At 38.1% G+C, this 15,395-nt stretch carries 8 protein-coding genes; 6 read left to right on the top strand and 2 right to left on the bottom strand.

Annotated features, from left to right (window positions below):
- Nucleotides 1-45: 45 nt before the first annotated feature.
- Nucleotides 46-288: a hypothetical protein gene (locus CWB75_RS05350; protein WP_138570080.1), complete on the top strand. Its 243-nt coding sequence runs from the start codon at nucleotides 46-48 to the stop codon at nucleotides 286-288.
- A 1,755-nt stretch (nucleotides 289-2,043) separates the two neighbouring features.
- Here CWB75_RS05350 and CWB75_RS19065 read toward each other — a convergent pair.
- Nucleotides 2,044-2,181 carry a helix-turn-helix domain-containing protein gene (locus CWB75_RS19065; protein WP_171039097.1) on the bottom strand — a complete coding sequence of 46 codons (138 nt, stop codon included), beginning with the start codon at nucleotides 2,179-2,181 and terminating at the stop codon, nucleotides 2,044-2,046.
- Between the two features lie 335 nt (nucleotides 2,182-2,516).
- Between CWB75_RS19065 and CWB75_RS05340 the strand changes: the two genes are divergently transcribed.
- The 3 genes from CWB75_RS05340 to radD all read left to right on the top strand — a co-directional run bounded on the left by CWB75_RS05340 (nucleotide 2,517) and on the right by radD (nucleotide 9,376).
- Entirely contained in the window at nucleotides 2,517-5,456 is a 2,940-nt protein-coding gene (locus tag CWB75_RS05340) for a TonB-dependent receptor domain-containing protein (RefSeq protein WP_138570079.1), read from the top strand.
- A 61-nt stretch (nucleotides 5,457-5,517) separates the two neighbouring features.
- On the top strand, nucleotides 5,518-7,470 hold the full coding sequence (locus CWB75_RS05335; RefSeq protein ID WP_138570078.1) for an alpha/beta hydrolase family protein: 1,953 nt from the start codon (nucleotides 5,518-5,520) through the stop codon (nucleotides 7,468-7,470).
- Nucleotides 7,471-7,624: 154 nt separating this feature from the next.
- Complete coding sequence (gene radD, locus CWB75_RS05330; RefSeq protein ID WP_138570077.1) at nucleotides 7,625-9,376, top strand: DNA repair helicase RadD; 1,752 nt, start codon at nucleotides 7,625-7,627, stop codon at nucleotides 9,374-9,376.
- Between the two features lie 36 nt (nucleotides 9,377-9,412).
- On the opposite strand, the gene CWB75_RS05325 is transcribed toward radD, so the two are convergent.
- Complete coding sequence (locus CWB75_RS05325; protein WP_010388233.1) at nucleotides 9,413-9,745, bottom strand: ribonuclease E inhibitor RraB; 333 nt, start codon at nucleotides 9,743-9,745, stop codon at nucleotides 9,413-9,415.
- Nucleotides 9,746-9,973: 228 nt separating this feature from the next.
- Here CWB75_RS05325 and CWB75_RS05320 point away from each other — a divergent pair, with 228 nt between their 5' ends.
- Together CWB75_RS05320 and tamB are read left to right on the top strand one after the other, a co-directional pair.
- Entirely contained in the window at nucleotides 9,974-11,698 is a 1,725-nt protein-coding gene (locus tag CWB75_RS05320; RefSeq protein WP_138570076.1) for an autotransporter assembly complex protein TamA, read from the top strand.
- Nucleotides 11,698-15,369, top strand: coding sequence for an autotransporter assembly complex protein TamB (tamB, locus tag CWB75_RS05315; RefSeq protein ID WP_138570075.1), 3,672 nt, complete (start codon nucleotides 11,698-11,700; stop codon nucleotides 15,367-15,369). Before CWB75_RS05320 ends, tamB begins: the two co-directional genes overlap by 1 nt.
- Nucleotides 15,370-15,395: the final 26 nt, after the last annotated feature.

Raw genomic sequence — 15,395 nt, 5'->3', positions numbered from 1 at the left:
GCTGATGCTTTGTATCAGCGCTTTTTATATATTAAGGATAATAAAATGAAAATAACATTTAGCTTATTAAGTATTGGATTATTAGTTTTAACAGGTTGTACTTCAATCAGTAAAGATGCATTAGCCAAGAATGATGATATGGTTTGTGAGAATATTGCTGTGACTGGAAGTAATATTAAAAAGCGCAAATGCATGTCCAAAGAGTTGGCAGAGGAACAACGCAGAAAAAATCAAGAGGCAATGAGAGAAATCAATAAAAGAGGGAATATTTACCAAGACAATAAATAATATCATGATCTTTTGTTCATATAATTTTGTAAGCAATAAGCTTTAGCTTGATTTTTAAGCAGTTGTAAGGTGTATCAATCCTGACAAGATCTGACACCTTAACTTAAAAAGTGAGAGTTATCCGTTTTGGTAAAGGTGTCGATAATTAGAAATTTAGGTCAAGCAGGCAGCTGTGCTTTCTTGATCTTTTTATTAAAAAACCAAGTGTTGCTAATTTTTGACTCAATTTAAATATGACTACGCACCTAGTAATGGCGTCGATTGGTGTGAATATACTCCTGTTACCCATATGAACTAAGGCGTTTTATTTAAGCATTTTTGATGATTAATTAAGGTCTTTGGCTTTCGCTCAAGTCATGATTTAGTACCAATACCAGTCAAGTTTCTGGTTATGTTTACACTGCGCTACAGCAAATCCATGGTATATGCTTTCACATAACAAATCCTTTATGGCTCAGACATTAGAAATACCAACATTTAAAAATGTGAGCGGTTAACCTGCAGGAACAATCAAATCTGATGGTTTTACCAACCCAGTTTTTAACTCAACATTTTAACCTAACTCGTTGTATATCCGTTAAGAAAAAGCCTTGTGTTCATCAAATGGGAAATAGTCTTTCAGCATGTGTTAACACGCTCTTGTAAGCTTATGCATAACCGTTTTAATTGCGATATATTGATCCGTTATAGCCAATTTGCGTTGGTAATATTTTTTGCTTGTTAGATTACACTGAATGGTAAAGTTAGCGGCCTCAGTAAACGCCCACGTTAAGTAACGATTACCATTCTTTTGATCTGTAGCGCCTTTCTTCTTCCCATTACTGTTTTTTTAACCTTTAACGCAGCGACAATAGGAGGAGAAATTACCTAGGCTATCAAAACGTTTAATAGTGCCTGTCTCTAACATAATGTTCAGTACTAACGTCTACCCAATCTCATCGATACTGGTTAGGCTTATAAACTCAGGGGGGAGCGATGTTTGTTATAATATGGCACTCTCTATTGTATTGATTTACTGTTGATCACAGCGTGTTAATAAGGGGTTAGAAATGACCGCTAGTTCTGTATTCATTGAGCTAAAAGCTTGTGTTTACCTGTTCAACATCCGCGGCCATTTGTTTAATTTTGTTGCTACTGAGCTTGTACCCAAGATATCGTATGCAATGATTTGGGCTAATAATAAATCACTAGTTATGAGCGATTTTATTTTTTACGCATTAAGTCGCGAACAGCCCCGAGTTCACGGAGGAAATATAGCCTTCAGGCAGAATGTTTAGATGTAGCATTGCAGCAAACCAGTGTGTCTCATTATGGTCGTCAGCATGCATCAACGAACTAATACCAATAAAAGGTTGATTCGACAACAAGCCCTTTTCACTTGTCTTTATAAGGGGATAGAAAAGATAAAATGAGAGGCATTTATTATGTAAACGTTTATAGCTAAGTGTTTCAGCCTTGGTTAAAAACTGTATCGAGAAACTCGAGGAGCTTTCTATATGGTTATCAGATCTTTAGATCAAAAAATATAAGAGGTAACTCTGATACTACACACTAACAACCCAATCATTAAACTCAAAGCAGCTTAAAACGTATAAAAAATCTATAAAGTATCGGGCATATCGCGTCATAGCTATAAAGCTGCTGCAAGTTTAGATCCTTTTAATTGCTCATTTACACTCTAATCTGTTTGGGTTTATCTGATAACTGAGTTCGCTCGTGATATGACTTTTAGTAAGACCTAGCTTTTTTTTAAACCTAATAAGTTGAATAACTACGTGCTTTTATTTGCTTAATCACTTCAATTTTGAATTCTTGGGTATAACGTTTGTCTTTGCCCATAAAACACTCCACATTAGAAATTACAATGTAATTTACTGGTGTCTGGTAAACCATGGGAAGTCCATATACCGTACCAACAAGAAGCGGTTGAACGCAACGTTTATACTTTAGGAAACTAATAAACCTGCTGTTATTTTGTTGCCTATAGGGGCGGAAAAAATTTTGATGGTAGTGAGTTTGGACATAATAAAATGAAATAAATTGCTACTGACGCATGTTAATAAGTTGATTATATGGTTGTGGATGTACGTTAAGAGATTAAATTAGTTGTGTATATTGTTAATGCTCTGTTGACCTTTATATTCTTCTAGGATTATTATAGGAACTTAGCAAGTTTATAAACATCTTGTTAAATAATAAAAATATAATAGTGTTCTAGGGAGAATCACATGTTAAATAATAAAGTTTCAAAAGCTGTTCGCTTAGCGATTGCTTTTGGTGCAGTTTCTACAGCTGCTTTTTCAGCAAGCACATTTGCTGCAGAAGAAGAAAAAGCAGAAAAAGTAGAGCGTATCCAAGTTACAGGCTCACGTATTCGTACTGATAGTTTTGCCAGTGAAGTTCCTATCGATATCATTTCGGTTGAAGATGCCGAGAATGAAGGTATTAAAACACTTGGTGATTTACTGAGAACAAGTACCGCTGCGGCTGGTTCTAACCAAATCACTTCAGCGTTGAGTGTTGGTTATGTAACTGCTGGTGGTAAAGGTACAGAAACAGTTTCACTGCGTGGTTTAGGGGCTTCTCGTACTCTTATCCTTTTAAATGGCCGTCGTGCAGGTCCTGCTGGTACCCGTGGTGAAGTATCTGGCTTTGATTTAAATACAATACCTCTTTCAACTGTTGAGCGTGTTGAAATATTAAAAGATGGTGCATCATCATTATATGGTTCAGATGCGGTTGCTGGTGTAATTAATATTATCACCAAAAAAGGCGACTCTAAAACAGTTACTGTTGATATAAGCCAACCTTTTGAGTCTGGCGGTGAAGAGCAACGTGTTAACTTCTCCTATGGTGAAGAATTCAGTAAGGGCTCCTTCCGTGTTACAGCCGATTATAAAATCACTAAAGAATTGAAACGTGGTGATCGTGACTTCTTAGCTTGTTCAGAGCGCCTTTTATTAAATGCTGATGGTACATCAGCTGATCCAATCGATCCTCGCACAGGTAAAGCACATTGTAATGAAACTGGTTACGGTTTGTGGGTATACGGCGCAGGTGCATCTAATATTGTTGGCAGCGGTCCTCAACTTGCTTACGATTATGACGGTTTCTTTGCTGAAAATAACTATGACAGCTACAATACTACAGCATCTCAGCCTGGCGATTTAACTACTCCAGATGGTTGGTATCCGGTTTCTTACGACAAAGAAAGTGATGGTTGGTGGAATATGGATCATCCTTTCCGTGACGAAGAAACGATGAACCCTGAAAATAAAGTTTGGTCTGTATATGCATTAGGTGACTATCAAATTACAGATGATATTACAGCTTACGCTGAGTTCATTCATAGTTCTCGAAACACTACAACCCAAGGCTATCGTCAATTCTGGACTGCAGATGTAGGTGTTATACCTGCAGGTCAGTTTGATGGTTTTGATGGAGACGCTTTCTTTTTACCAGTTGCATTATCTGACCACTACTCTTCAGACACAACTGTTGACTACACACGTGTTGTAGTTGGTGCTTCAGGTAGCTTAGGTTTTTGGGACTGGGATGTTTCCTACCAAAATAGCTACAATGATGGTGAATATAAGAATGACATCTTCTACCGTGACTCTTTGGTCATGGCTCAAGAAAATACTGCCAACGGAACTTCGTGTAATGGTGAAGTTACTGAATTTTCTCAAAAAACATGTGTAGATTTACCGTGGACTGATCCACAATTTTTATATGGTAATCCTTCAGATGAAGTAAGAGATTTTATTTTTGGTGAAGATGTAGGAAACACCATTTATAAGCAACAAACTTTTGAAGCTTACATGACCGGGGACGTAATGGAGGTTCCGGCTGGAACAATTGCGACTGCGTTTGGTATCTCAATTCAAAAAGACGAAATTGATGACACGCCAGGAGAGAATACAATTAACGGTAATTCTTGGGGATTATCTGGCGCTGGTAAAACTGCAGGTTCACAAATATCTCGTGCAGTTTATGCCGAGTTTAAAGTTCCATTGTTAAGCGATATGGACTATGTTGATTCATTAGATCTAACAGCTTCAGCGCGTTGGACTGACGTTTCTACTTACGGTAACGATACAACATTTAAACTAGGTTTAAATTGGGTTATATATGACGGTTTAAGTGTTCGTGCTAACCGTGGTTCTTCTTTCCGTTCACCAGCTTTGTTTGAATTGTTCCTAGCAGATCAAAGTGGCTTTAATGGTCAGCTATCAATAGATCCATGTTTAGATTGGGCAAGTGAACAAGCTGCAGGTAATATTACTGATACAGTTGCTAGCAACTGTCAAGCTGATGGTGTACCAGCAGATTATACTGCTGGCGGTAGCTCTGCAATTATCTACACAAGCGGTGGTGCAGGTCGACTTAAAGCTGAAACTGCAATCAATGAAAATATTGGTATCGTTTGGAGAAGCCCAGAAGACACTTTTGCTGCGTCAATTGATTACTACGACATCGTAATTTCAGACGAAGTTACAAGCCTTTCAGGTAGCCAAATTACTGGTAGATGTTACGACTCAAAAGACTTTGCAAATGAGCCTCTTTGTGACTTATTTACTCGTCGAAACGGTGATAATAACGACTATGGTATTGATGAAGTTAGAAGCGGTTATGTTAACGTCGCAAGTCAAATTGCACGTGGCGTAGATTATAACTTTACATACCAAGATGACTTCGACTTTGGTTCACTTCGCATGCGCTTAGAGCATACAATGCAAATTGAACGTAAATATAAGTTATTCGAAGATAGTGAAGAAAATAACTACGTAGGTGAGTTAGGTGAGCCTAAGCACACTGGCAATGTTTCTTTAACATATTCTAAAGATGACTACAGCTTAACTTGGACGACTCGTTACGTAGATTCAACCAACGATTACGAATACTACAACGATTCGAAAGAAACTACTTACCGTGGTGAAACAGTATATACAACTCGTGATACTAAGTGGGTAACATACCATGCTCTATCAGGTACAGTTAACACTGATATGGGCTTAAAAGTTACTGCTGGTATAGCTAACTTGTTCGATAAAGAGCCACCAATTTTATCAGCAAGTGGCACACTCAACGTTGGTAATGCCGCACTATATTCACAATATGACAGAATAGGTCGTCGTTTCTTTGCGAACGTAACCTACAACTTCTAATATTTGAATGCACAATAAAGCTCTCAATTTGAGAGCTTTTTTTATTTTAAGGATTGAATAAATGTATCGCTTGTTTTTTCTACTAGCTTTGTTTTCAAGCTTTGTCGTAAATGCGGGAAAAGTTGATGAAGCAATCTTATCAGCCTACGCAAAACACTCTCAATTTATTGATATTAAAATCTCTCCTACGGGAGAATATTTAGCATCTACTTCACGTAATGATGAAGGAATTATTAGTTTAACGGTTTTAGACCTGACTAAAAATAAAATAATTTCTGTAACTAGAGGAAAAGGGGATGAGTCTGTTAGTTCATTCTCATGGTTAAATGACGAACGTCTATTACTAACTATGGCCAGAGAGGTTGGCTCATTCGAGCAACCTAGACCAACAGGCGAACTAATTGCGATGGATGCTGATGGTGGTAAGAAAATAATATTAACAGGTCCTAGGGCAAAGTCTGGCGATATTCGTTTCTCATCAATTATAGATTACCTACCTTCTGAGCCAAATCAGGTATTAATTTATAGTGTAGAATGGACTGCTGCTGAACCTTACCTTGATTTATACAGAATGAAAGTCACCACTGGCCGAAAACGTGGTGTTGGTCGAGTACCAATGCGTGTGTTTAAAGGCAGTAATGTTTCAGTATTTACGAATGATGACGGAGATGCACTTGCTGCGCAGGGCGTTAACCCTAATAAAAACAATAAAGCTGTATTAATGGCTAGAGTAAGTGTTGATGATGAATGGAAGGTTATTCATGAAAGCGAACAATTTGAAGGCGGCTTTTCCGCAATTAAGTTTATTGATGATGAAACTCTAGTTGGTTTAAGTGACTTAGAAACTGATACTAAAGCAATCGCTACTTTTAATATTAAAACAAAGAAACATGTTGTTCTTGCTGCTCATAATGAGGCTGATCTAAATCCTATATTTGGTTTTAACGAACACGGAAAGTTAGGCGAAGTTATTGCTGGTATGTATGAATATAAAGACATAGGGTCAGTATATCTTGATGGTTCAAAAAATCCTGAAAGCCAAGCTTTAGTTAAAAGTTTGATGGGTACATTTAAAGATCAAGTGGTCAGAGTTACTTCGTCTACAAAAAATAATGAAACAATGATATTGAGTGTTTCATCAGCGAATAACCCGGCAAAATATTATCTTTTTGATAATAAAAAGCGTAAGCTTTCAGCATTGACAGCTAGTAAACCTTGGCTTAAAAAGTCATTAGTGCCTCGCACTCAAATTATTACCTATAAAAACCGTGATGGAAACTTAATCACCGGCTTATTAACTTTACCATCAGGTGAAGCTAAAAACTTACCATTTATATTGATGCCTCATGGTGGCCCCCATGGTATCAGTGACTCTATTGCAAATTTAAACTCAGATGCAAAAGTATTAGCTGCACATGGTTATGCAGTGCTTCAGCCTAACTATCGTGGTTCAGGTGGCTATGGACGAGAGTTTTTGGTGAGTGGTTTTCAAAACTGGGGAACTACTATGATCGATGATATGACTGATGGAACACAGCATTTAGTTAAAAATGGCACCATTGATTCTGATAGAATGTGTGTATACGGTGGTTCTTATGGTGGCTACGCTGCTTTACAAAGTGTAATTAGAGAACCTGATTTATATAAATGTTCAATTGGGTTTGTTGGTGTTTATGATTTAGATTTAATGTACACCGAAGGTGATATTAAAGAAAATGATTCAGGAATCAACTATTTAGATAGAGTTTTACCAAAGGGTGAAGCAAGAATAGCTCAATCGCCAGTACATAATGTAGATAAAATTAAAGTCCCTATTTTTATTATTCAAGGTGAAGAGGATGTTAGGGTTCCTAAAGAGCATGCATTTAAGCTAAGGGATGAGTTGAAAAAGCGGAACTTTACTTACCAATGGATGATGAAAAGTGGCGAAGGACATGGTTTTTATAAACCAGAAAATAATATTGAGCGTTGGACAGAAATGCTCTTATTCTTAGATAAATACATTGGCAAGTAACATAAAGATATGTTGATTTATTATACACTTTAATTACTTTGACCAATAAATATGTGCCAGTATACAGTTGCTGGCACTTTTAGTTTTAAATACCAGAGAGTTAATATTTATTTTTTGTTAAGCTTATCCTCACCTCCATTGTATCCAGCTATTTATGACCTACACCCTTAGACCCTACCAGAGCGAAGCGGTTGAACGCACCGTTTTACACTTTAGAAAAACTAACGAACCTGCTGTTATTGTTTTACCTACAGGTGCGGGTAAAAGTTTGGTGATAGCTGAACTTGCGCGTATTGCTAAACAAAAAATATTGGTGTTGGCGCACGTAAAAGAATTAGTGGAGCAAAATGCTCAAAAATATAAAAGCTTTGGTCTTGAGGCGAGCATATTTTCCGCAGGACTCAAAGAGAAGTCGTTAATCCACCAAGTTACTTTTGCCAGTGTGCAGTCGTTATCGCGTAATCTAAATAAACTTAATGAGCACTACTCATTACTTATTATTGATGAGTGTCACAGAGTAAATGGCGAAAAGAAAAGCCAATACGGAAAAGTTATCAATGCACTTAAATCTCACAACCCTGAATTAAAAGTATTAGGTTTAACCGCGACGCCTTACCGACTAGGGCTAGGCTGGATTTATCAGCATCATTACCATGGCTTTGTGCGCGGTAATAAGGAAAGCCCATTCAAACGCTGTATTTTTGAATTACCTTTGCGTTATATGATCAAGCATAACTACTTAACTCCCCCTAAAGAGGTTGATGCTGCAATTAGCCATTATGACTTTTCATCTTTAACTAGCAATGCATTTGGGCAGTATAGTAATGAGGATATGAATGCGCTGTTAAAAAAATCGACCCGTGCAACTCAAACAATTCTGCAGCAGGTTATTCAATATAGTGAGAACCGCCATGGCGTGATGATATTTGCTGCTACGGTTATGCATGCACAAGAGGTAATGACTTATTTACCCGAGGATCACAGTGCGCTGATCACTGGAGATACTTCTAATAGCGAGCGCGATAAAATAATTAAGCAATTTAAAGCTCAACAATTAAAGTACTTAGTGAATATATCGGTACTGACAACGGGCTTTGATGCTCCCCATGTTGATTTTATTGCTATTTTACGGCCCACAGAGTCAGTAAGTTTATACCAGCAAATTGTCGGTAGAGGTTTAAGGTTGGCTGAGGGTAAAGATGATTGTTTAGTAATTGACTATGCGGGCAATGGCTTTGATTTATTTTACCCAGAGGTGGGTGATAAAAAAGGCGATAGTGATAATGAACCCGTGCAAGTGCTGTGTCCTGGGTGTGGCTTTGCCAATATATTTTGGGGTAAAACAGACGCTGATGGCAAAGTAGTTGAGCACTTTGGTAGGCGTTGCCAAGGCTTATTAGAAGACGATAATGGGGTAAGCGAGCAATGCGATTATCGTTTTCGTTTTAAAGAGTGTGAGCAGTGCGGCGCACAAAATGATATTGCTGCTCGAAAATGCCATGACTGTGGTGCTGTGATGGCCGATCCTGATGATAAGCTTCGTAATGCGTTAAACCTTAAAGATGCATTAGTACTTCGTTGTAGTGGCTTGAGTGTGACTAAACTTAAAGAGCAATTGTTAAAAGTTACTTATTTTGATGAAGACGGAGCCAGTTGTGATGAAGTTTTTGATTTAGCAAACAAAGGATCACAGTATTACTTTAATAAGCAATTTGGTAAGCGTGTAGGGCAGGGACAGTCACCAATTGAATTTATCAGTGCAGAGCAAGTTATAAAAGCCCAGTTTGATTTAATACCACCGGATTTTGTGATTGCTCGAAAAAGTAAAAAGTATGGCTGGAAAGTAGCAGATAAACTTTTTGATTATAAAGGCAGCTTTAGAAAAGCAAACCAGCTAAGCCGATAGGCTAAGCTGGATATCTCATTCATCATGAAATTAGGGTTATACTTCTTCTGCGTCTAATCCCCAACCATCGCCATAACCATTTAAGCTATTAGCGATACTTTCAATATATTGTTCTGCTTGGCCTAAAAGTGCATGCTCTGGAACCATTTGTACATGGGCTATTACCTCCCAAACACCGGTATCTTTACATTTCTCAACATCAGCAGTTTGCACTAATGCATCGTTTACAATCTCAGTTGCAAATTTTTCGGCATCAGCCTGTTGTTCAAATAAAATGTAAAAATCAATTTGTTGCATTTTACTTAAATCTACACCGGCGGCGGAAATTTCAGCAAGAAGCTGGCCATTATCATCATCAGGAAATTGCATTTAAAACTCATAAATTAGTGTTTATTCATTAGCACTATTGTAACCAAAATAAATCAGTAAAGCGCAAGAATTTTTAGTTAAGCTCAAAGCAGTTTAAAAGATTCGCATAGAGCCAGCTAATATTTTAGACGCTGATAATGATTAAGTTAATGTTAGGCTCATTATCGCTATGCTATTATTGTGTCGTTAATTTGTTGTTTTTTATGGGTACATAGTAAGGATGATTACTTGTTCAATCAGTTTTTAAAATCCGTTATTTGTTTTTGCTTATTTTTGAGCTTTTTCGCTATTGCAGCTGACAATAAAATTGAAGATTATGAAATAAAAGGAATTAGTGGAGAGTTAGAAAACAACGTTGCTCTTTATTTAAAACCCTTTGTGGGTGAAAAACCAACGCGCTCACTGCGTCGTTACGCTAAATCGCAAGTTGAAGATAGCTTAAAGGCATTAGGTTATTACAGTTCAAATGTGACTATCGATTTTAATAAAGAGCATGAGCTTGTTGCGACTATTGAGCGCGGCTCCGCAACCCGTATTGAGACGCTTAATATTAGCGTTAACGGGGAAGCTAAACATGACCCATTAATTCAGCAAGTTATTGAAAGTTTAGAGTTAAAGCAAGGCGACATTTTAAATCATGGAATGTATAGCGCAGCCTACAAAAAAATTGAATCCGTTTTGTTGGAGCATGGTTACTTTGACGCAAAATGGCCTGCCCGAAAATTTGAAGTGTCATTAAAAAAACACAGCGCTATTATTACCTTTACCATTGAAAGTGGTGTGCGTTATCGCTTTGGTGATGTGTTAATTACCAATCAAAGCCCAGCAGAAAAATACATTCGCTCTTTAGCTCCGTTTGAAATGGGTGAGCACTATAAAGCATCTAAGATTGCTGACTACAACCTAGATTTATCGAGCACTCCTTATTTTACAAGCGTGCGTGTTTACGCTGATATTTCAGCTAGAAAAAACAGCCAAGTGCCTATTAAAGTGGACGTATTACATAAGCCCGCGAATAGCTACGAAATTGGTGGCGGGTTCAATACCGAACTGGGTCCAAAGGTACGGTTTAAGTGGAGTAAACCATGGATCACGGAGCAAGGACACTACCTAGAAAGCAATCTTAATATTGCAAAAAAACAACAAGATATTTCTATGGCGTATACCATCCCTGTTAATAATCCGAATGATGATTTATGGCGTTTATCAGCAGGCTATAAGCTCGAAGATGAATTAGCCGACAATATTTACAGTGAAATTTTAACCGCGCAGTTGCAAAGGCAATGGCTCACCGAGCAAAAATGGATAAGAACTGCATTTATCAGGCGCGAACAAGAAACCTATCGGATTGGCGACGGGCTAGAACGCACCACAGAAATGTTATTACCAGGTGTCAGTTATGCCCGAAAGCAATCGAAGGGAGGAACCACCCCTTATTCGGGAGAGCAGTGGTCTATATCGGCAGAGTTTGGTCTCGATAGTGTACTCTCCAGTACCAATATTGTTAGGGTGCAATTACAGCATGCATGGTTGCGCACTTATCTTAATAAGCACCTTGTGTTTTTAAAAGCAAACTTAGGGGCCATGTTAGTTGACGATATTAACAATGTTCCATATTCATTAAGGTTTTATGCTGGTGGCGATCAAAGTGTGCGTGGCTTTGCTTATCAATCAATCTCACCAGAAAATGACAATGGGGATCGCATCGGCGGTAAATATTTAATCGCGACGACTGCTGAATATAATTACCAATTTGCCAAAAACTGGCGAGCAGCTTTATTTGTTGATGGAGGGACGGCGACCAATGATTTTTCTGAGCAATTTGAAATAGGTGCAGGGTTTGGTTTTCGTTATTTAACGCCTATAGGACCAATAAGAATAGATCATGCGTGGGGACTCACTAAAGAAAGCAAAAGCACTCGTTTAAGTATTACCATAGGGCCGGAAATTTAATGTCTGTATTTAAAAAAGTCACTGCAGCACTTAGCACCTTAGTTGTTGCTGTATTAGTGACGTTGTTTTGCGTTGTTTTTACAGCTCCAGGTAACCAGCTAATTGCTTATAGCGCCAATAAGTTAGTTGATGGCTTAAAAATTGAAATAAATAACGGCCGTTTTTTATATAATGATGCGTTTAATTTTCGCTTTGAGCGTGACGGTTTATTACTTGATGCTCAGCAGCTTAAACTAGATTTATTTTGGTGGCACTGTGATGGTATGTGTATTGATAACTTAAGTGCCCGGTCTATAAAACTAAACTTACCAGCATCGTCATCTAATTCTCCTGATACATCTAACGAACCGTTGGAACAAATCAGTTTGCCATTTAATATTGCACTTAAGCGTTTAGCGGTCACTGAGTTTGTGTTAAGTCACACAAGTGCAAACGTAGTTGTTAATAATGTGGAGATTGCTGCAAAGGCACAAGGTGCTGATATTCAAATTAAAAACGTGAATATTCCGAGTGTTTTAATCGCGTTAAAAGAGCAGCCTGGAGAAAATACAGCCAGTTCTACCCCAATTACTGAGTTACCAGCATTACCTAATATCGCATTTATGTCGCCACTCAATATTTACCTAGAACAGTTTAATATTGCGCAGTTCACGGTGGAGCAGAATGCACAGCAAAATGTGGTAAATAATATTGCGCTACAAATGAAGCTAATAGGTTCTGAGATTAACGTTGCTTCATTGTCTGCAAATTATCAGCAGTGGCAGCTTAATACTGCACTTAACGCAAAGCTTAAAGGCCGCTTACCAATTAATGGCGATATCAGTCTAAAAGGGCATGGTTATGATGCCAATATACAAATAGGCGGAGACTTAGAAAAGCTCAATGTAGATATAAAAAGCAGTGAATCATTTCCTTTTGAACTAGCTGCTACGGCTAATCTTAAACAACCAAATTATCCATTTAGTGTTAATGGCGATGTAGAGCAGTGGATTATCGAAACAGCAAGTAAAGAGTTAAAGATAACCGACGTAAAATTAACCGCACAAGGCAATGCTAACGATTATCAATTATCGTTATTTGGTAATAGTCAGTTAGGTGCTTATCCAACTGTGAATTTTAACAGTCAAATTAATGGCTCACTGAGCGAAGCACACTTAAAAAATTTAGCCCTTAAAGCGAATGAGAGCCAAGCTACTATCCAAGCGAATATCGACTGGCAAAATGGGATTAGTGCTAACTTTAGCGGCGCGCTATCGAGTTTAAAAGCGCAATACCTCACTGACACACTTACCAGTGATATTTCAGGGCAGTTTAAAGGGGCATTTGTTACCAGTTCAAATAGCTGGAAATTAAGTATGGATGACACCCAATTAAGCGGGTTACTAAATGATGTACCGCTTAATTTTGCTGCTCAATTTAACTTAAATGATGAACTTAAAGCCACTGTAAATAAATTTAACCTTAGCAGCGGCACAAACAGGTTAACCTTAACCGGCGAAGTTGATCAGCAATGGCAGATTAATGGGACTATTGCGCTGCAAAGTAATGATGATGCAAAGCTTCCGTTTATTGCTAACGGTAAAGCCGATTTAAGTATAAGAGGCGAGCGGTTGACGCCTGCAGTTGATTTAGCGTTAAAGCTAGAGCAGTTTATTTATGACGAAATTAATATTAATAAGTTGGCGTTAAAAGCACAGTTAGACACCGCTACCGATTGGCAAACAGATATCAGCGTTAGTCTTGATTCAGCGCGTGTTATGCATCATCAAATTAATAAAGTGGAAATAGTCGGCAGTGGTGATAAAACCGATCATCAACTGAGTGCATCTATTGATGCTGATGCTGGGGCTGCTTCGTTTGAACTAAATGGCAAACTTGCTAACGCGATTTGGCAAGGTGAACTCAGTAATATTAGTGTAAGTGATAAAACGCTTAGCTTTGAAAATGCTAAAGATATAGCTGTAACTATAGATTCGAAAACGGGCGACTTTGATGTGAGTGCGCATTGTTGGCAATCGAGTAATAGTAAGTTATGTATTGATAGATTAAATCAAACCCGCGAATTAGGCCAGCTTAACGTAAAACTGGCCAATCTTGCATTGCGAGAGCTAAAACATTGGTTACCAGAGAATGTAATAACACGTGGTGATATAGCGGGAGACTTTGCTGCTAATTGGCAAGCAGGCACACTTAAAACTCTACGCGCTAATTTAAATTCATCAGGGCTTAACGCGGTACTTATTAACGAAGAAGATCGATTTAAGCTACCTATAGAAACGCTAAGCATAAGCGCTTTTTCTGATGCTAAGGTTGGCCAAATAGAAGCTAATATAGAATCGAGTGTTTTGGGTAAAGTAACGACTAAAGTTAATATTGATGATATTCAAAATAAGCAAACGCTTAACGGTAATATTCAAATTGATAAAATTTTATTGTCTGATATACAGCCATTTTTAAATACGTTCGAGCAGCTTAATGGCGCCATTCGTGGGCAAGTTGCATTAGCAGGCACACTAAAAGATCCTTTGTTAGAGGGAAATTTAAACATAGAGAATATCAACCTAGAAGGTGAACAACTGCCTGTTGCCCTTAAAAACTCCAGTATTAATGTGGCGTTTAATAAGTCCACCGCCACCATTGAGGGAGATTTAAATGACCCTCAAGGCGGACAGGTAAAATTAACGGGGAATGTTGATTGGCAAGGTGAACAACCAGCTGTAAATATGAATGTAGTCGGCAGTGAGTTTTTTGTAAGAGCGCAACAAGGCGTGGTGTTTAAAGTATCACCAGAGTTAAAAATAAGTTTAGCTGACAATGCACTTAAGCTGGCAGGTGATGTTGTAGTGCCTTATGGTCGAATAGAAATTGAAGAGCTGCCAGAGGGGGCTGTACAGGTTAGTGATGATGAAATAATTTTGGATCAAACTACGCAAAATACTAAAAAAGCCCCATTTAACTATGATATTGATTTAAAAGTAACGGTTAAAAATGATGTCAGAGTAGCCTCATTTGGACTTGAGTCTAAAGTAGTGGGTGATATGGATATCAAAATGAGCCAAGACTCACCCATTATTGCCATTGGTGAGCTTAATTTAATTGAAGGAACTTACTTGGCATTTGGTCAAGACTTAATAATTAGAACCGGGCAAATTGGTTTCAGTGGCGCAATAGATAAGCCTCATTTAAATATTAAAGCCATTCGCAACCCAAATAATACCGCCGATGGTGTTATTGCAGGTGTTACTTTAACTGGCAGTGTTGAGCAGCCAAATTTAAAAGTATTTTCAGAGCCGGGCATGGACCAAGCACAAGCCCTAGCGTATTTGCTGAATGGTCAACCATTAGGAGAGGGCGACAGTTCAACGGATGCAATGTTAACTCAATTACTACTTTCTCAAGGAGTGAGCCGAAGCGAAAGCTTAGTGTCTAAAGTCGGTGAATCGTTTGGCTTGTCAGATGTGAGCTTAAGCTCTAAAGGGAGTGGCGAGCAAACAAAGGTAGAAATATCAGGTTATTTAGCACCGAGTTTGCAGGTTAAATATAGCGTGGGGGTATTTGAGTCGCTCAGTGAAGTGGCAGTGCGTTATCAGCTAATGTCGAAGTTATATATAGAAATAACCAGTGGCCTGTATCAAAATGTCGACATACTGTATAAATTCAATTGGGATTAACCTTTATCTACCAATACCAATACCAA

Origin of the sequence: Pseudoalteromonas sp. S1608 (assembly GCF_005887265.1) — a bacterium.
Taxonomy (GTDB): Bacteria; Pseudomonadota; Gammaproteobacteria; order Enterobacterales; family Alteromonadaceae; genus Pseudoalteromonas; species Pseudoalteromonas undina.
The sequence above is the reverse complement of the archived record's forward strand: the minus strand, read 5'-3'. Positions and strand labels throughout refer to the sequence as shown.

What these genes read in the sequence shown, in the direction of transcription:
- CWB75_RS05350 (WP_138570080.1), top strand. Translation starts at nt 46, where the DNA reads ATGAAAATAACATTTAGCTTATTAAGTATTGGATTATTAGTTTTAACA.
- CWB75_RS19065 (WP_171039097.1), bottom strand. Translation starts at nt 2,181, where the DNA reads ATGGTTTACCAGACACCAGTAAATTACATTGTAATTTCTAATGTGGAG.
- CWB75_RS05340 (WP_138570079.1), top strand. Translation starts at nt 2,517, where the DNA reads ATGTTAAATAATAAAGTTTCAAAAGCTGTTCGCTTAGCGATTGCTTTT.
- CWB75_RS05335 (WP_138570078.1), top strand. Translation starts at nt 5,518, where the DNA reads ATGTATCGCTTGTTTTTTCTACTAGCTTTGTTTTCAAGCTTTGTCGTA.
- radD (WP_138570077.1), top strand. Translation starts at nt 7,625, where the DNA reads ATGACCTACACCCTTAGACCCTACCAGAGCGAAGCGGTTGAACGCACC.
- CWB75_RS05325 (WP_010388233.1), bottom strand. Translation starts at nt 9,745, where the DNA reads ATGCAATTTCCTGATGATGATAATGGCCAGCTTCTTGCTGAAATTTCC.
- tamB (WP_138570075.1), top strand. Translation starts at nt 11,698, where the DNA reads ATGTCTGTATTTAAAAAAGTCACTGCAGCACTTAGCACCTTAGTTGTT.